Below are 17428 nucleotides of genomic sequence, written 5' to 3' on the forward strand. Positions count from 1 at the left end.
GACAAGCATGGCAAAAGAAATTCGGCTCAACGCATTTGCGATGAATTGCGTCGCGCATCAATCGCCGGGCTTGTGGACCCATCCGCGCGATCGCACCGCCGAATACAATCGCCTGCCCTACTGGATCGATCTGGCGAAGACGCTGGAGCGCGGCCGCTTCGACGGATTGTTCCTGGCCGACGTGCTCGGCGTCTACGACGTCTATGGCAACAGTCCCGATGCAGCATTGCGCAACGCCGCGCAGACGCCGTCGAACGAGCCGCTGCTGTTGCTTTCGGCGATGGCCGCGGTGACGCAGAATCTCGGTTTTGGCGTTACCTCCAACCTCTCCTTCGAGCCGCCCTATCCCTTCGCGCGACGGATGTCGACGCTCGATCATCTCACAGAGGGACGGATCGGCTGGAACGTCGTCACCGGCTATCTCGACAGCGCCGCGCGCGGCGCCGGCAAGGACAGGCAGACCGCGCATGACGACCGCTACGACATCGCCGACGAATATATGGAGGTCGTCTACAAGCTCTGGGAAGGGAGCTGGGAGGACGACGCGGTGCTGCGCGACCGCGCGCGCGGCATCTTCACCGATCCAGCAAAGGTTCATCGCGTCACGCATGAGGGGCAGAATTTCCGGCTCAACAACACAGTTCATCTGAGCGAGCCGTCGCCGCAACGCACGCCCGTGCTGTATCAAGCCGGCACCTCACCGCGCGGGCGGCAGTTCGCGGCCCAGCATGCCGAATGCGTGTTCATGTCCGGGCCATCGGCGAAGGTGATCGCGCCGCGCGTTGCCGCGATCCGTCAGACGGCGGCCGAGTTCGGGCGCAACCCGGCCGAGATCCTGATGTTCTCGATGATGACGCTGATCCTCGGGCGGACCGAGGCGGAAGCGAAGGAGAAATACGCCGACTACCGCCGTCACATCAGCCCCGAAGGCGCGCTCGCTTTGATGTCCGGTTGGACCGGCGTCGATTTCTCCGGCTACGAGCTCGATCAGCAGGTCCGTCACGTTCAGAACGATGCCGGCCGCAGCGCGATGGACAACGTCACCCGTGCCGATCCCGATCGCATCTGGACCGTGCGCGACGTGATCGAGCATGTTGGCATCGGCGGCGCCGGCCCGGTCGTGGTGGGAACGCCCGAGATGGTCGCGGACAAGATCGAGGAATGGTTCGAGGCGACCGACGTCGACGGGCTGAACGTGGCATTTGCGATCTCGCCCGGCGATTTCGAGGATATTTCGGACATGCTCGTGCCGGAGCTGACCCGGCGCGGACGCTACAAGGCGGACTATGCCAAGGGTACGCTGCGGGAAAAGCTGTTCGGTTCCGGCCGCGCCCGGCTCACCGGGCCGCACCCGGCGGCGGGCTATCGGGTGGGGCGGAAGGGATAGACCGGCTACTTTGCATGGGGTTGTTTTTCAGATTTTACCCCACGAGAAGTCTGGCGAAGACAAGGGCAACCAGCATCCTGCCCATTGCAGAGATCGCGCGGTATGGGTCCTGGCTTTCGCCAGGACGACGTTGGGGAAGCGTCGTGCCTCACACTTTCCCGTCTATCATCACCTCGATCAGTTTCGTTCCGGGGCGGTTGAAGGCGGACGACAGCGTCGCCTTCAACTCCTTCGGGTCACTCACCTTGATCGCCTCGCAACCCAGTGACCGCGCGATCCCTGCGAAGTCCACCGGCGGGTCGATGAAATCCATCCCGACATAATTGTCATCGCCGTGGAAGGCGAGCAGGCGCTGCTTGATGATGCGGTAACCGCCATTGTTGGCGATGACGATGGACAGCGGCAGCTTGTGGTGGGCGGCGGTCCAGAGCGACTGGATCGAATACATCGCGCTGCCGTCGCCGGAGAAGCAGACCACCGGCCGCGTTGGGTTGGCCAGGCTGACGCCGACGGAGGCCGGCAGGCCCCAGCCGATGCCGCCGGAGGCGAGGCCATGATAGCCGTAGCGGTCGCGATGCGGGCGCAGGCTCGGGATCTGACGGCCAGAGGTGAGGCCTTCATCGACGAGGATCGCATTGCTCGGCATCGCCTCGACCATTTGCAGCGTCAGCCAGTCCGGATCGATCGGCGTGCGGTCCCTCGCCTTCGTGATCTGCTCGACCAGCGCAGCGCGGCGCGCGCTCCAGTTCTTCGGCGCAAGCTCGGCGAGACGTTCCCTCGCGCGCCGCTCCAGCGCAGCGCCACCCATTTCCTTGAGCATTGGGATCAGCGCGCGCAGCGTTTCCTTCACGTCAGCCTTGAGCGCGATGTCCGCGCCGAAATTCTTGGCGATCTCCCAATCGACGAGGCCAACCTGCACGATGGGGAGTCCATCGGGCAGCGGGTCGACCTCGCTATAGACCGACATTCGTACTGGGTCACCACCCAGCGCGATGAGCAGATCGTAAGGCGCAAGCGTATCGCGCGCCGCCTTCTGGACGCGCGCCAGCGTGCCCATGAAGCTCGGGCTTTCCGACAGGAAGTGCGCGCCATAGGCCGTGGAGGATTGATAGGCGGCCGCGCCCAAGAGCTCCGCGAGCTCGGCGGCTTCCTTCAGCGCATCGCTCTTGACCACTTCGTCCATCGTGACGGTCACGGGACGCTCGGCCTTGAGGAGCCGTGCGGCGAATGCCTTCAGCGCCTCATCAGACGGCCTTGTGCGCGCATCGATGCGGGTGGAACGGCCGAGATCAATGCCGGCCTCGCTATTGAGGATATCGCCCGGCAACGAGATGAACACCGGCCCGGTCGGCGGGGTCGTCGCGACCTTGGCGGCGCGGCGCACGATGCGCGGCAGGTCCTCCAGCCGCGTCACCTCGACCGCCCATTTCACCAACGGCTCGGCCATGCGCACCAGGGGACCATAGAGTACCGGCTCCATCAGGCCGTGGCCCTGCTCCTGCTGGCCCGCGGTCAGGATCATCGGCGTGCCCGTGAACTGCGCGTTGTAGAGCGAGCCCATCGCGTTGCCGAGGCCGGGTGCGACATGGACGTTGCAGGCGACGAGCTTCCCCGATGCACGGCTAAAACCGTCCGCGATCGCGACCACCAGGCTTTCCTGCATCGCCATCACATAGCTGAGATCGCGATGGTCCTTCAGCGCGTGCATGATCGGCAATTCGGTGGTGCCGGGATTGCCGAACAGATGCGTGATGCCCTCATCCTTGAGCAGCGCGAGAAAGGCGGAGCGGCCGGTGATGCGGTTCTTCATGTTTCCTCCTGATCTCACGGACGCTGCCGGAGGTGAACGCATGATGGCCGAAGTCGCGAGCTGGGCGCAAGGAAGCGCAGTCATGGCTGCGTTGCGCCGATGCGCGTAAGCTGGGAACATGCCCGGGCGTGAACCTGCACAGGGGGATACGATGGCCTATGACGAGAACACCGCCGCACGGGTGCGCAAATTGCTGGCGGGCCAGCGCTACGTAGCGGAAAAGAAGATGATGGGCGGCCTCTGCTTCATGGTGAACAACACCATGTGCTGCACCGTGAGCGGGCGCGGCGGGATGCTGATCCGCGTCGGCCCCGAGGCGCATGCGCGCATGCTGCAGGAGCCGCATGCGAGCCCGATGGAAATGCGCGGGCGCATCATGAGCGGCTTCGTGCGCGTCGCGCCGGAGGGCTACCAGACCGATGCCGAGCTGAAGAGATGGGTCAAGCGCGGGCTCGACTTCGTCGCCGCGATGCCGGCGAAGACCGCAGGACGCAAGGCGACGCCGCGGAAGGACGCTTCAGCCAAATCCAAGGTCGCCGCGAAGGCTAAAGCGCCTCCTCGCGGCCGAGCTCAAAAGGATCCTCGCCGCTAGCGCGCTTCTTCTTTTTCGAGCGCTGCCAGACCACGCCGGGGAAACCTTTCAGCGGCACCAGCGGTTCGCCGGTATAGGCCCATTCCTGGAGCTCCTCGATCGCGATGTGATAGAGCGGCTGGCGGCCGGTGCGCTCATTGAAGAGCGCGCGGGGGATGTTGACCATGTGCGGGCCGCGCGGGCGCTCATAGGCGATCGGTGTGCCGCAATGGGAGCAGAAGCTGCGCGCGGTCTTGGTCGCCTTGTCCTCATAGCGGGTCAGCGCGGTCTTGCCGGCCGTGACGCGGAAACGCTTCTTCCAGCTTCCGACGTAGGTCGCATAGGCCGCGCCATGGGCGCGGCGGCTGGATGCGGAGTGGTCATGCCAGGCCCAGCGCGCCGGCACGTCGATCTCGAAAGTGACCTTGCCGCAGAGGCATTGGCCGGTGGCGATTCCTGCGGCGATTGCGGCTTTGGCCATAGGCATTTCCTCCTGTCATTCCGGGGCGCGACGAAGCCACGAGCCCGGAATCCATCGGGCGGCATGTTCAGGCGGAGAAATGGATTCCGGGCTCGACGCTTCGCATCGCCCCGGAATGACGAAGGAGGCTCATGCCGGCGCGAGCTCGTCATACACCGGATAATCCGTATACCCCTTCTCCTCGCCGCCGTAGAACGTTGCGCGATTATACGGCGTGACCGGATAGTCGTGCTCGAGGCGCCGCGGCAGATCGGGGTTGGAGATGAAGATGCGGCCAAAGGCGATAAGGTCGGCTTGGCCATCCGCAATCGCTGCATTCGCGGTCTCGCCGGTGAAGCCGCCGGCGGTCATGAGGACGCCGCCATAGAGCGGGCGGAACAGCAACATGGCCGAGGGCACGTTCTGCCAGTTGACCTCGGCGCGGCCCGAGCCGCTGGAGCGCGGCTCGATCAAGTGCAGATAGGCAAGGCCGTGCTTGTCGAGCCCCCTCACGACATGCGTATAGAGCGGCATCGGGTCCGGCTCGCCGGAATCATTGGCGATGCCGTAGGGCGACAGCCGCACGCCGACGCGGTTCGCACCCCAAACATCGATCGCGGCCTGCGTGACCTCGAGCAGCAGCCGCGCGCGGTTCTCGATCGAACCGCCATATTCATCGGTGCGCCGGTTGCTGTGTGACTGCAAGAACTGCTCGAGCAGATAGCCATTGGCGCCGTGGATCTCGACGCCGTCGAAGCCGGCGGCGAGCGCATTCTTCGCAGCTTGCCGGAACGCCTCGACGATGCCCTTGACCTCTTCGGTTTCGAGCGCGCGCGGCGTCTCGTAATCGGCGATCTTGCCGTCGGCGGTCATCGCCTTCATGCCCTCGGCCCTGATCGGGATAGCGGAGGGGGCAACCGGCAGCTCGCCGCCATGGAAGGAGGAATGCGAGACGCGGCCGACATGCCAAAGCTGAAGGAAGATGATGCCGCCCTTGGCATGCACGGCATCGACGACCTTGCGCCAGCCGGCGACTTGCGCGTCCGAATAGATGCCCGGTGTGGCGGGATTGCCGCGGCCGTGCGAGAGCACCGGCGAGGCTTCGGCGATGATGAGACCGCCGGGCGTCGCGCGCTGGCCGTAATATTCGGCGTTGAGGATACGCGGCGCAAAGCTCTCACGCTCGGCCCGCATGCGCGTCAATGGCGCCATCGCGACACGATGCGCAAGCTTGTACGGACCGACCTGCAACGGTTGAAACAACGCCGGGAATTTCATGCTGGCCCCAAATGGCTATGGAAGGATACGGATCATATAGCGAGGGGCGGCTACCGGAAAAGGTGCCGCCCCTGTAAGGAGAATTTTCCGTCCCACGAGATGCGGGACAGCAATGATCGTTACGCCGTCTTGATCCAGACCGCCTTCACGTTGAGATATTCCTCGACGTGCTGCTTGCCGGACTCGCGGCCATAGCCGCTCATCTTGTAGCCGCCGAAGGGCACCGCCGGATCCATTGCCTGATAGCAATTGACCCACACCGAGCCGGCACGTAGCGACTTGGCAACATGATGCGCCTTGCTGACGTCACGGGTCCACAGGCCCGAGCCGAGGCCGAACATCGTCGCATTCGCGCGCTTGACGAGCTCGTCCATGTCCTTGAAGGCGATCGCGGAGATCACGGGCCCGAAGATCTCCTCCTGCGCGATGCGCATGTTGTCCTGGACGCCTGCGAACACGGTCGGCGAGACGAAGTAGCCTTTTGCAAGCGCGCCCTCAGTGACGCGGCCACCGCCCGCGAGCGCCTTGGCGCCTTCCTTCTGACCGACATCGAGATAGCCGGTGACGCGCTCGAGCTGCTGCTCGGAGACCAGCGGGCCGATCTGGGTGTTGGGATCGAGGCCGTTGCCGACCTGCAACTTCTTGCCGAACTCGGCGACGCGGCCGACGAACTCGTCATAGATCGCCTGTTCGACGAACAGCCGCGTGCCTGCGCTGCAGATCTGCCCCGAATTGGCGAACACCGCCATCGCAGCGCCCGGCACGGCGGCATCAAGATCGGCGTCGGCAAACACGATGTCCGGCGACTTGCCACCGAGCTCGAGCGATACGCGCTTCAGATTGCCGGCCGAGGCGCGGATGATCGACTGACCCGTGACGTGCGAGCCAGTGAAGGCGACCTTGTCAACGTCATGGTGCGAGGCAAGCGCCGCGCCCGCGGTTTCGCCATAGCCAGGCACCACGTTGATGACGCCGGGCGGCACGCCCGCCTCCATTGCAAGCTCGGCGATGCGCAGCGAGGTCAGCGGCGCTTCCTCCGCGGGCTTGAGCACCACGGTGCAGCCGGTTGCGATCGCAGGTCCGATCTTCCAGATCGTCGCGGTGAACGGGCCGTTCCAGGGGATGATGGCGCCGACGACGCCGACCGGCTCCTTCAGCGTGTAGGAGAAGATCTCGCCCGGGAGCGAGTTCTCGATCGTCTCGCCGTGAATGGCCGTCGTCTGTCCCGCATAGTAGCGGAGCATGCCGAGCACGCGCAGCTTGTAGGAGCGGGTGCGGCTAACGGGCGCACCCATGTCGAGCGTGTCGAGCTGCGCCAATTCGTCAAAGTTCTTCTCGATGAGATCGGCGAGCTTCAGCAGCAGGTTCTGCCGCTCGAACGGCTTGACCTTGCTCCAGGGTCCCTCGAAGGCGCGGCGCGCGGCCGCAACCGCACGATCGATGTCTTCCTTGTCGCCCTCGGCGACGGTTGCGAGCAGCTCGCCGGTCGCGGGGTTGCGGGTCTCGAAGCGCTTGCCCGAGGCCGCGTCGACCCATTTGCCGTCGATCAGCATCTGCTTGTAGGACCCGTTGGCGAACGGATGGCGCGTGATCGGAATAGCCTGTGACACAGCCATGGCTGCACTCCCTCTGACTGACTTGATTGGGTTCGATCTGGGCGGGATCGTTAGGTCGGCGAAAATACAGCGGTGTCGAAAGGGCGTAAAGCCGGTGCGGAACGAAGACCTCCCATGCCGACTTGTGCATGGTCGCGAGATTGCCGTGCTATAGGTCGAGCCTGCTATCGCCCCTGCGCGCCGTGATCCGGAGTATCCCCATGCCGCACCCTGCCCTGTCAGCCAATAACGTTGCCGTGATAACGGGTGGCGCGTCCGGCATCGGTCTCGCCGCCGCGGAACAGTTTGCAAGGCTCGGCATGAAGATCTGCATCGCCGACGTCGATTCGGTACGGCTGGCGCAGGCTGAAACAAAACTGTCATCGATCGCGCCCGGCGGCGGCGATCATGTGATGGCTGCCGTTGTGGATGTCGGCCGGCCGGAGAGCCTGACGGAACTGGAAGCCGCTGTGCAGAAACGCTTCGGCGGAACGGACGTGCTGATGAACAATGCCGGCATTCAGCCGGGCAGCACGATGTTCGGCGAGCCCGACAATTGGCAGCGCATCATCGCGGTCAACATGTGGGGCATCATCAACGGAGCACGCATCTTTGCGCCCAACATGATCGCACGCGGCAAGACCGGCCTCATCATCAACACCGGGTCGAAGCAGGGCATCACCACGCCGCCGGGCGATCCCGCCTACAACGTCTCGAAGGCCGGCGTGAAAGCGTTCACCGAGGCGCTCCAGCACGAACTGCGAAACACCAGGGATTGCCGCATCACGGCGCACCTCTTGATCCCCGGCTTCGTCTTCACCGGGCTCACCGCGCGCGGCCGCACCGAAAAGCCCGCCGGCGCCTGGACGCCGGAACAGACGGTCGATTTCATGATGACGCGACTCGAGGCCGGCGACTTCTACATCCTCTGCCCGGACAACGACGTGCCACGCGAACTCGACGAAAAGCGCATGCTTTGGGCCGCCGGCGACATCGTCGAGAACCGGCCGCCGCTGTCGCGCTGGCATCCGGACTATGCGGATGCGTTCAAAAGATTTGTGGAGGGCGGGTAGTCTCGTGGCGCCATGAGGCCCGACCGTGGCCTGCATCCTTCGAGACGCCCGCTCCTCGCGGGCCCCTCAGGATGAGGGTCCAAGCATTGATCTCACTGGATCGACTACAGCGTCTCTTGCTGGTGCCCGCATTGCTTGCAGTCGAACTTGACACGGGTCTGACCCTTGGGAGCCTGAACCCGGTTGGGCGCGCCGCACTTGCCACAGACGGCCTCGATGCGAGTCGTGCCCTGCTTGACGACGAGGTTCTTCTTTTCCATCGTCTCGCGGATCAGGCGCTCGGCCTCCTCGCGCAAGGATTGTTTCGACAAAGCTCATCTCCGCCATGAATGCGGGCGAGCCTTATCGCAGTTGCGTTCAAATCACAATCCGCAAGGCCCGTTTTGACCTCAACAATTACGTATTGTCCTTGAGGTACAACGTCTTCGGAATAGGAACCACGGAACACCTCACCGCGATACGAGCCTGGGAGGTCATGGGGCGTGCGCCACATCGTCCGTCATGATCAGGATCCGCTGCACCAGCGCGATTGCGGTCTCGGTGGCGGGATCGGCGGAGATCACGGGAACGGCCAGTACGAGAATATCGACCGGATCGGACGAGAGCACGACGAGATGCGTCGCGCCGCCGGCCGCCATCAGCGAAACCAGCCGCTCCACGGCCGGATCGGTCGGCGGGTGTCCCCAGGGCGCATCCGATCCCCGCAGCACGCGATGCGTCGCGAGACGGTTACGCAGCAAGAGCGGATCGTAGGCCGCAAGATCCACTTCACGGTAGCGGCGCGCGCTCTCGAACAGGGGATGGCGCAGCAACTCCGTGATGAGCTGATCGCGCGTTGTTGCCGGTGAGATCGCGACCGAGCTCAGCACGCCCGGCGCGCGGGACTCGAGGTAAGCCCGCAGCGTATCGGTCATCAGGCCGATGGTCAGCACGCCCGACACGGCGATGGCGCAGAAGCGCGCGACCTGAGCCGCTTCGACATCGGGGGCAACAAAGGCCGCGGCGAGGCCGAGCAGGGTCGAGCTTGCGAGCCGCAGCACGGTCAGGAGCACGCCGTGCCAGCGCGCTTCGCTGCTCGCGCCGGCGATCAGGACGGCGGTGACCACCAGCAACGCGCCGAGGGCACCGAGCCTGACCGGCATGTTCGGCATCAACGCGTGGAAATCGGTGACGATGAACGGCAGCACGATGACGGCACCGATGGTCATGCGGTCGATGCTGCGGTTTTCCGACGCCATCAGGGAATGACGGTCGCGGGTGGCGAGCAGCGAGGCGCAGGCCGCGAAGCCGCCGAGTTGAAACAGCACCAGCGCAATCGCGTATGGCATGTCGAAATGGCCGAGGCCAAAGGCGCCGCCGAAGCCCAGCACGATGACGCCGGCGATCACGGCGATCTTGATGGCGCGCGGTGCGTGCCGCCGCAGCATGCCTTCGGTCACGATCAGCGCGCCGAACGGAACGGCAGCCGCGGGAATCGCCGAGAGGTCGTCGATCAGGGAGCTTCCGGTGAGCCACGCCGTGGCGCGCATGAGGAACAACAACGCGACGATGCCGAGCGCGACCAGCAGGCGCTGGGTCAGCAGACTGCGCGCATCGCGGCGATGGAGAGCGAGCATAGCGACGACAAGCCCGATCGCGCCGCTGAGATTGACGATCGCATTGGCGATGACCGCCGAGCTCATCGACCACTCCCCTGCCGGGGCCGCAGCATGCCGAAGGCCCTGGTGTCGTCGAGCCAATAGACGACCGGCAGTACCAGCCGTTGCAGGGCGAGAATCAGGGATGCGACAAGCAGACCGGGCAGCGAGCGGTGCGGCACCTGCTCGAACAGAAAACTGCGCGCGGCCGCAAGATCGATACGGCCGATCTGGAGGAAATCATCGCCGCGGTCGTAGTTGAGCTCGCGGGCACAAAACTCGCCATATTGCGCGTCGCGATGTTGCGGCGCTTGTGCAAACGTCTTCTTCAGCGCATCGGAGCCGCCGGTATAGGCATCCGTGATCACGAAGCGGCTTTCGTCGAAGCCGGCATCGTCCCCAACGCCGAACACGCTGCGATGCCGGCGCATGATACCGCGCGCGAGCTGGAGATGGGCAAAGCTTTGCCGCGCCTCCGGGCGCGGCGAGGGATAGATTTCGGAGAAGGTCTCGCAGACCATGCCGACCACCGCCGGCACCTGAGTGACGTTGGAGATCCAGCGCGGACGCAGGCCGTCGCGCAGGAACAGCACGAGCGTCGTCAGGCCGTAGAGTACCCAGGACAGGCCCTGCCCGCGCGCATCGGGATCGACCATCACCAGCCCGAGATGGGTGACGTCGACGGGCGCGCCGTCGAGCTCGACCTGCATCACCGACAGCGCGTTGAACGCGATCGGGCGTCCGCTGCCCTCCTCGGAGATCAGCGTAACGATGGCGCGGGAAAGACGTTCGCGCCCGCCCGAGAAGATGCCGTAGGTCAACTCATTGGCCGGCAGCGTCTTGGCCGCGATGTCGCGGAGCTGCGCGATCAGCTTGTCGAGCTCATCTTGCGGCAACGATAGCCCCGGGCTCTCGACGATCCGGGTCACGTGGCCGGGATGGGTGCGCAGGCTGAGATCGATGCTCGGCTGGGCGAGCACCTTGAACCAGAATGCGACATGGCCGCGCAACCGTCCGGCCGCGCCTCGGAGCCGTCCCGCATCCTTCCCGTTGCCAATAGCTGCCATGCCGCCTGCCCGTGATCGGGACCGTTCTTCGCGCGAGGCTGTTAAGGAGCGATGAGTACAACCTCCTGCGACGGCTGCAGGGTAAAGGAACTATTGCGCGGCTGCGGCAAAACCTGCGCAAGCGGACAAGGCGGCGGATGCCTTGTATCCGCCGCCCAGATCCGGCCGACTTGCACGGCGTGTTACGCCGCCCGCGAGCCGCGCTCGACCTCCATCAGCAGACGCTCGGCCTTGGCGTCCTCGATGCGGTTCACCAGGCGGCCGCTCTCGTGATTGTCGCGCATCGTCTTGGTCATGGTGATGCAGGACTGCACCAGCATCAGGAAGCCCATGGCGAGGTAGCCCTTGATCGCCAGATCGAGCGGCATGAAGAAGATGCCGAGGCCGACCATGAAGGCGGAGGCAGCGAACGAAGCGTAGGTGAAAGTAACCCAGGCGGGGCTGTGGGACGGGGTGGTCGGGTTCATGACGGTCTCCTGTTGCTTGAGGTTGAGGTGAATGATCATCGTTGAGTTCAGTCAGTGGGCGTGCGCTTGGACTTCAACCGCGCCAGGACGTCGTCCGCGGTTGTCTTGAGCCGGGGGCCAAAGCCCTGCTCGGCAAGCTTCTCGGCGGTGGCGAGCGGACCGGTGGCCGCATCCAGCTCGACCAACGCGTCGTCCGCGGCCTGGGCCTCGATCTGCCGTTCGCGAAGGCGCTTCAGCGTGTTCTCCGCCTCCGGCAGCGTGGACTCGTAAGGCCGCGCCACCTCGATGCCGCTGCGGCGAAGCGAACGCACCGCCTCAGAAGCACGAGCGAGACGACGGCCGCGGTCGAGCTCGGTGATGCGAGCCTGCGCGCTGGCCACCTGTCGCTTGAGGCGAGCGATCTCGGCCGCGAACAGCGCGCGAGCGGTCATCGCGGCATCACGATCGGCTTCGAGGCCGGCGATGGCCTCGGCAGCTTCCTTGGCGAGATCCTCGCGGCCGCCATCAAGTGCTGCCGTGGCGCGCGTCTCGAGATCAGCGATGCGGGCGTTGGTGGCCTCCAGCCTCCGGCCCTCCTGCTGGTCCTGGGCGATGGCCAGCGCCAGCGTCCGCTTGCTGCGCTCGACGGCGGCGGCCGCGTCACGCATCTGCTGATCAAGGATCAGCAGCGCCGTCCGGTCTTCCAGCTCCTCGCCGGCAGCGGCCACGCTGCCGCGGAAGAGCGTCACTACGGTCTTGAACATTGGCTACTCCCTGTTATGAGCATTGCTCACAGGTGCTTTGTAGCATATCTTGAGCGTTGCTCAAGATAATTTTGAGCACCGCTCATGAAATTTGGTTAACAATGTCTAAAGCCTTGGAACGACGAGAGAAACTCAGGGAAGCCCTCATCCTGGCGGCAGAACGGATGATCGCCGAGAGGGGATTGGCCGGCTTGAAAACCCGGGATCTCGCCCGCGAGATCGGCTGCGCCAATGGCGCGGTCTACAATCTCGTGGCCGATGTGGACGAGCTGATCCTGCGCGTCGGCTCGCTCACCCTGCACCGGCTCGACGAGGCGCTGACCAGCGCCGAGGACGCGGGTCCCGCCTCGCCACAGGAGACGCTGATCCGCATCGCCATCGCCTATTGCGATTTCGCCGCGGACAATCTCGAGCTCTGGCGCGCGTTGTTCGAGCACCGCATGGAACGCGGCAAGGTCGTGCCCGATTGGGCGGTCAGCGAGCAGATGGAGCTGTTCCGTCACATCTACCGGCCGCTTGCCACGCTGTTTCCCGACCGCAGCCCGGATGAACTCGGCATCACCGCGCGCAGCCTGTTCTCGGCGGTGCATGGCATGGTGGCGCTGGGCCTGGAGCAGAAGCTGGTCGCTGTGCCGTTGCCGGCGTTGCGGAACGAGATCGCAGCGCTGGTGCGCGCCACACTGCTGGGATTGGTGGCACCCGCGCAGTAACCGCGAGTCACCTCCCCCGCTTCCATGAGAGGACGCGCAGCGCCATCGCGGATGCAGCACGAACATCGCCAGCGACTGACTAAAATTTCACCTATCGAAGCCTTGGCCGCGACTCTAAGCTTTGCGCGACGGCGATCGCCGTTCCGTCTTCTTCCCCGGAGTCCCCCCATGCCCCTCCTCATTCGCGGCGGCACTGTCGTCAATCATGATCATTCGCGCCGTGCGGACGTGCTGGTCGACGGAGACACCGTCGTCGCGGTTGGCGCATCGATCGATGCGCCGGCGGGCACCGAAACGATCGACGCCGGCGGCTGCTTCGTGATGCCGGGCGGCATCGATCCGCACACCCATCTCGAAATGCCGTTCATGGGCACGGTCACGGCCGATGATTTCGAATCCGGCACAAAGGCGGCGCTGACCGGCGGAACCACCATGGTGGTGGATTTCTGCCTGCCCGATCCCGGCCAGTCGATGCTCGCGGCCTATCAGGAGTGGCGACACAAATCCGAGAAGGCGGCAAGCGACTACGGGTTCCACATGGCGGTGACGTCATGGTCGAAGCAGATTTTTGACGAAATGGAGACCGTGGTCAAAACCTACGGCATCAACACCTTCAAGCACTTCATGGCCTACAAGGGCGCGTTGATGGTGAACGATGACGAGCTCTACAACTCGTTCGCGCGCTGCGCCCATCTCGGCGCCATGCCGGTGGTGCACGCGGAGAATGGCGACGTCGTCGCACTGATGCAGGAGGCGTTGATCGCGCGCGGCATCACCGGCCCCGAAGGCCATGCCTATTCGCGGCCGCCGGAGGTGGAGGGCGAAGCCACCAACCGCGCCATCATGATCGCCGACATGACGGGAACGCCGGTCTACATCGTGCACACGAGCTGCCGTGAGGCGCACGAGGCTATCGCGCGGGCGCGTGCGGCGGGAAAGCGGGTCTATGGCGAGCCGCTGATCCAGCATCTGCTGCTGGATGCCGGTGAATATGCGAGCAAGGACTGGGACCATTCCGCGCAGCGCGTGATGTCGCCGCCGTTCCGCGACAAGTCGCACCAGGACAGCCTCTGGGCCGGCCTGCAATCCGGCTCGCTCCAGGTGGTCGCGACCGACCACTGCGCCTTCACGACCGAACAGAAGCGGTTCGGCCGCGACGACTTCCGCAAGATCCCCAACGGCACCGGCGGGCTCGAAGACCGCTTGGGCCTGTTGTGGACGGCAGGCGTCACCACGGGACGGTTGACGAAGGAAGAATTCGTTGCGGTGACCTCGGCCAACATCGCCCGCATCCTCAACATCTACCCACGCAAGGGCGCGGTCGCCGTCGGCTCGGATGCCGACCTCGTCGTGTGGGACCCCAAGGCGACCAAGACGATCAGCGCGAAGCGGCAGATGAGCCGCATCGACTACAACGTGTTCGAAGGATTCGAATGCACGGGCGGACCGACGGCGACGATCTCACGCGGCCGGATCGTCTGGAAGGACGGCAACCTGCGTGCCGAGGCCGGCGACGGCCGCTATGTCGAACGGCCCGCGTTCTCGCCGGTGCATGTCGCCAATTCGACCTGGAAGGAGCTGACCGCGCCGCGCGGCGTGGAGCGCGGGGCGGTGACGCCTTAGCCCTCCCCTAAGGTTCAGTCGCCAGGAGAGCGCGCCCGAGCCGTGTCTCACTGGCCCCCAGCGCGGTAACATCCAGACGGCCTTGCCGGGACGCTTCCAGCGCGCAGTCAAAGATCCGATAGAACTGCGCGCCGTCATAGGCGACGAGCAGCAGATCGACGCCGGCGTTCATCGCCTCGAGAACGGCCCTGCAGACGTCGTGCTGGTAAATCGCACCCATGACGAGATCGTCGGTCATCACGATACCCTGGTAATTCCATTTGTCACGGAGGATGCCTTGGACGACGCGCCTTGAATGCGAGGCGGCGCGATCGGGATCGACTGCCGTCAGCGTGACATGACCGACCATGAGCGCCGCGCGCGACCGCGCGAGCACCTCCTTGAACGGCCGCCAATCGGACGCTTCAAGCTCCTCGACCGGCGTGTCGAGATTGGCTGCGAAATGGTGCGTGTCAGTGCGCACGCGGCCGATGCCCGGGAAATGCTTGAGCGTCGCGCCGACGCCGGACTCCTCCAAGCCCTGCACATAGGCGCTCGCGATCTCGCCGACCACGGCGGGATCGCTGGCGATGGCGCGCTGCCCGATCAGAGTATGGAAATCGAGCCGGTTGCGCCGGACCGGAGGTTTCAGGTCGAGCACCGGGGCGAGGTTGAGATTGACACCGAGCGCCGCCAGCTCGCGCCCATGTGTGCGGCCAAACTCCTCCGCCTTTTCCTTGCGTTGCTCCGGCGGAAGCTCGGCAAGCGTGGCCAGCGCCGGCACCTTCGTCAGCGGCGGCGAGAGATGGCCGACGATGCCGCCTTCCTGATCGGCGGTCACGATCAGCGGCGGCAAGCCCGCCGCGCGCCGCTTGTCCTGGAGGGCTGCAATCTCGATCCGGAGTTCGTCGACTGTCCTGCGCCTGATGTTGTGCCGGGTGATGTACATGCCGCCGATCAGGCCCTGCTCGGCGAGGGGCGCGACTTCAGAAAACGACGAATAACCGACGATGAAATGCGGTCCGAGCTGGCGCGCCTCCACGCGGCTTGCGTGCAGGACGTCATGCTTGCGCAGCTCGAACCTCAGATGCGCCGCCGACATCAGGAGCGGCGGCAGGCACCAGAGCACGACGAGCAGCCTGCCCGTGCATCGCCGCCAATGCCCGCGGCGCAAGAGGACGATGGCGATCGCGATGCTCACGGCGACGAGCGTCATGTTTCCCGCGCCACGCAACACAACCAGATAGGGATCGTTCTTGTTCGCGGCAGCGAAGGCCAGAGCGAACGGGGCCAGCCAGAGCAGGATGAGGCCGATACGACGCTTGAATTGCATGGGAGACGACATCTGCGAAGCAAAAGATGCTTCGCACTTATCAAAGCGTCTTGCGCCGCGCGAGTGGTGAAACCGTGCCTGCACGAAAACTGCACGAAACTCCTGAAGACGTGCAGAGCGCGTTCCCGACATCTGCACATCGCCCATTCAAGCTCGTGCCGTCACCATCCATGAGAAGGTCTTCGACATGACAAGCCCGGCATCAGCCGCCGCCGACATCCTCCCGATCCAGCGATCAGCCGTTCCGGCCAGGCTTGCGCTGGCGCTGGCGCTCGTCGCCTTCGCCGACTGGCTGTTTTACGACGAGCGGGTCGGGATCTCGCTCGCCATCTTTGCCGTGGCCATCGCCTGCGGATCCTGGCTCGCCAACCATGCGACGCTGGAGCGGCGGCGCGCGGCGCTCGGCGGCCTCGTCGTGATCGTCGGCCTTGTGCCCGTCATCGAGGAGGTCTCGCTGCTTTCGGTCCTGCTCCTCGTCACTGCATTTGCAATCGGCCTTCTGCTCGCGACCAATCCGGACACCACCGCATTCTCCGACCGCGCCCGCGCGTTGCGAAATTTGTTTCTGTTCGGCCCCTTCAGAATCTTCCGCGACATGCTCCACCTCTTCGATCTCACGGGCTTTACGCGCGGCATCGCAGTCTGGTTCATCCCCGCCGTTCTCGGCATCGTCTTCATCGCACTGTTCGCCGCGGCCAATCCACTGATCGAGCAATGGGTCAACCTGCTCAATCCAAAGCTCATCCTCGACCATCTCAGCGTCGGGCGACTCCTGTTCTGGACGCTGATCCTCGCGCTGGTCTGGCCCTTCATCCATGTGCAGTGGCGGCGCAGGAGTCGCGCTGCGACGGCAGCGGCCGAGCCGGCCGAACAGGAGCCGGCGGCTCCCACCGACCGTGTCGAGCTGCTCGGCGCACCCACGATCCTGCGCGCGCTGATCCTGTTCAATGTGCTGTTCGCGGCACAGTCGGCCCTCGATGCCATCTATCTCTGGGGCCATGCCGCGCTGCCGGGCGGCGTCACCTACGCGGCCTACGCCCATCGCGGTGCCTATCCGCTGATCGTCACCGCGCTGCTCGCAGCCGGCTTCGTGCTCACTGCGATGCGACCCGGAGGGCCAGCCGAGAAATCGACGGTGATCCGGTCGCTGGTCTATCTCTGGGTCGGACAGAACGTGCTTCTGGTCCTCTCCTCCATTCTCCGCCTCGACCTCTATGTCGACATCTATCTCCTGACCTATTGGCGCATCGCGGCCTTCATCTGGATGGGACTGGTGGCGCTCGGCCTCGTCCTGATCCTCGCCCGCATCGTGCTCGATCGTCCCAACCGATGGCTGATCGGCGCCAATCTGATCGCGCTGACGATCGTGCTCTATGTCTGCGCGCTCGTGAACTTCGATGCCATCATCGCCGACTACAATCTGAGCCACAGCCAGGAAATGTCGGGCAAGGGCGTGCAGATCGACACCAACTACCTGCTCACGCTCGGACCGCAGGCGCTGCCTGCGATCGACAGGGTCATCCAAATCCGGAACAGGGCCAACGAGACGTGCCTTGTGTCGCGCCGCGATCGGCTTGTAGAACTGCAACGCCAGGACATCGGGTCCTGGCGTGCCTGGAGCTTCCGGAGCTGGCGGTTGCAGCGCAGGCTGGACGCGCGGACGAAGGGCCAGGCGGCGGGTTGAGGACGCGGAGA

The 17428-nt window shown here is 64.9% G+C and carries 16 protein-coding genes; 6 read left to right on the forward strand and 10 right to left on the reverse strand.

The annotated features are described in order from the left end of the window. Positions 1-7 precede the first annotated feature (7 nt). Positions 8-1387: an LLM class flavin-dependent oxidoreductase gene (locus NLM33_RS22035; protein WP_254098652.1), complete on the forward strand. Its 1380-nt coding sequence runs from the start codon at positions 8-10 to the stop codon at positions 1385-1387. Positions 1388-1535: 148 nt separating this feature from the next. Here the strand turns inward: NLM33_RS22035 and NLM33_RS22040 are convergent, their stop codons facing one another. Then, the gene (locus tag NLM33_RS22040; protein WP_254098654.1) at positions 1536-3197 is read right to left on the reverse strand and encodes a thiamine pyrophosphate-binding protein; all 1662 of its coding nucleotides are present in this window, start codon (positions 3195-3197) and stop codon (positions 1536-1538) included. Positions 3198-3348: 151 nt separating this feature from the next. Here NLM33_RS22040 and NLM33_RS22045 point away from each other — a divergent pair, with 151 nt between their 5' ends. Then, positions 3349-3789 carry a TfoX/Sxy family protein gene (locus tag NLM33_RS22045; RefSeq protein WP_254098656.1) on the forward strand — a complete coding sequence of 147 codons (441 nt, stop codon included), beginning with the start codon at positions 3349-3351 and terminating at the stop codon, positions 3787-3789. Here NLM33_RS22045 and NLM33_RS22050 read toward each other — a convergent pair. From NLM33_RS22050 to NLM33_RS22060, 3 genes are all read right to left on the reverse strand, one after another. Continuing rightward, positions 3743-4249: a GFA family protein gene (locus NLM33_RS22050; protein WP_254098658.1), complete on the reverse strand. Its 507-nt coding sequence runs from the start codon at positions 4247-4249 to the stop codon at positions 3743-3745. The genes NLM33_RS22045 and NLM33_RS22050 overlap by 47 nt on opposite strands. A gap of 129 nt (positions 4250-4378) precedes the next feature. After that, positions 4379-5506 carry an alkene reductase gene (locus NLM33_RS22055; protein ID WP_254098660.1) on the reverse strand — a complete coding sequence of 376 codons (1128 nt, stop codon included), beginning with the start codon at positions 5504-5506 and terminating at the stop codon, positions 4379-4381. A gap of 119 nt (positions 5507-5625) precedes the next feature. Next, the gene (locus NLM33_RS22060) at positions 5626-7122 is read right to left on the reverse strand and encodes an aldehyde dehydrogenase family protein (RefSeq protein WP_254098662.1); all 1497 of its coding nucleotides are present in this window, start codon (positions 7120-7122) and stop codon (positions 5626-5628) included. A gap of 200 nt (positions 7123-7322) precedes the next feature. Here NLM33_RS22060 and NLM33_RS22065 point away from each other — a divergent pair, with 200 nt between their 5' ends. After that, positions 7323-8174, forward strand: coding sequence for an SDR family NAD(P)-dependent oxidoreductase (locus NLM33_RS22065; RefSeq protein WP_254098664.1), 852 nt, complete (start codon positions 7323-7325; stop codon positions 8172-8174). 104 nt (positions 8175-8278) lie between these two features. On the opposite strand, the gene NLM33_RS22070 is transcribed toward NLM33_RS22065, so the two are convergent. The 5 genes from NLM33_RS22070 to NLM33_RS22090 form a co-directional block, all read right to left on the reverse strand. Then, positions 8279-8485, reverse strand: a complete 207-nt coding sequence (locus NLM33_RS22070) for a hypothetical protein (RefSeq protein ID WP_254098666.1) — start codon at positions 8483-8485, stop codon at positions 8279-8281. A gap of 162 nt (positions 8486-8647) precedes the next feature. Continuing rightward, positions 8648-9856 carry a hypothetical protein gene (locus NLM33_RS22075; RefSeq protein ID WP_254098668.1) on the reverse strand — a complete coding sequence of 403 codons (1209 nt, stop codon included), beginning with the start codon at positions 9854-9856 and terminating at the stop codon, positions 8648-8650. Further along, positions 9853-10878 (reverse strand): hypothetical protein, encoded by a 1026-nt coding sequence (locus NLM33_RS22080; RefSeq protein WP_254098670.1) that lies wholly within the window; start codon positions 10876-10878, stop codon positions 9853-9855. The genes NLM33_RS22075 and NLM33_RS22080 overlap by 4 nt, the downstream gene beginning before the upstream one ends. Positions 10879-11060: 182 nt before the next feature. After that, positions 11061-11345, reverse strand: a complete 285-nt coding sequence (locus NLM33_RS22085; RefSeq protein ID WP_254098672.1) for a YiaA/YiaB family inner membrane protein — start codon at positions 11343-11345, stop codon at positions 11061-11063. 47 nt (positions 11346-11392) lie between these two features. After that, complete coding sequence (locus NLM33_RS22090; protein WP_254098674.1) at positions 11393-12088, reverse strand: PspA/IM30 family protein; 696 nt, start codon at positions 12086-12088, stop codon at positions 11393-11395. A 101-nt stretch (positions 12089-12189) separates the two neighbouring features. Here NLM33_RS22090 and NLM33_RS22095 point away from each other — a divergent pair, with 101 nt between their 5' ends. Together NLM33_RS22095 and hydA are read left to right on the forward strand one after the other, a co-directional pair. Next, positions 12190-12798 (forward strand): TetR/AcrR family transcriptional regulator, encoded by a 609-nt coding sequence (locus NLM33_RS22095; RefSeq protein WP_254098676.1) that lies wholly within the window; start codon positions 12190-12192, stop codon positions 12796-12798. A gap of 168 nt (positions 12799-12966) precedes the next feature. Beyond that, the gene (hydA, locus tag NLM33_RS22100; protein WP_254098678.1) at positions 12967-14421 is read left to right on the forward strand and encodes a dihydropyrimidinase; all 1455 of its coding nucleotides are present in this window, start codon (positions 12967-12969) and stop codon (positions 14419-14421) included. 7 nt (positions 14422-14428) lie between these two features. On the opposite strand, the gene NLM33_RS22105 is transcribed toward hydA, so the two are convergent. Further along, positions 14429-15733 (reverse strand): glycoside hydrolase family 3 N-terminal domain-containing protein, encoded by a 1305-nt coding sequence (locus NLM33_RS22105; RefSeq protein ID WP_254098680.1) that lies wholly within the window; start codon positions 15731-15733, stop codon positions 14429-14431. 187 nt (positions 15734-15920) lie between these two features. Here NLM33_RS22105 and NLM33_RS22110 point away from each other — a divergent pair, with 187 nt between their 5' ends. Beyond that, positions 15921-17417, forward strand: a complete 1497-nt coding sequence (locus NLM33_RS22110) for a DUF4173 domain-containing protein (protein ID WP_254098682.1) — start codon at positions 15921-15923, stop codon at positions 17415-17417. Positions 17418-17428 lie beyond the last annotated feature (11 nt).

It is taken from the genome of Bradyrhizobium sp. CCGUVB1N3 (assembly GCF_024199925.1).
Classification (GTDB): Bacteria; Pseudomonadota; Alphaproteobacteria; order Rhizobiales; family Xanthobacteraceae; genus Bradyrhizobium.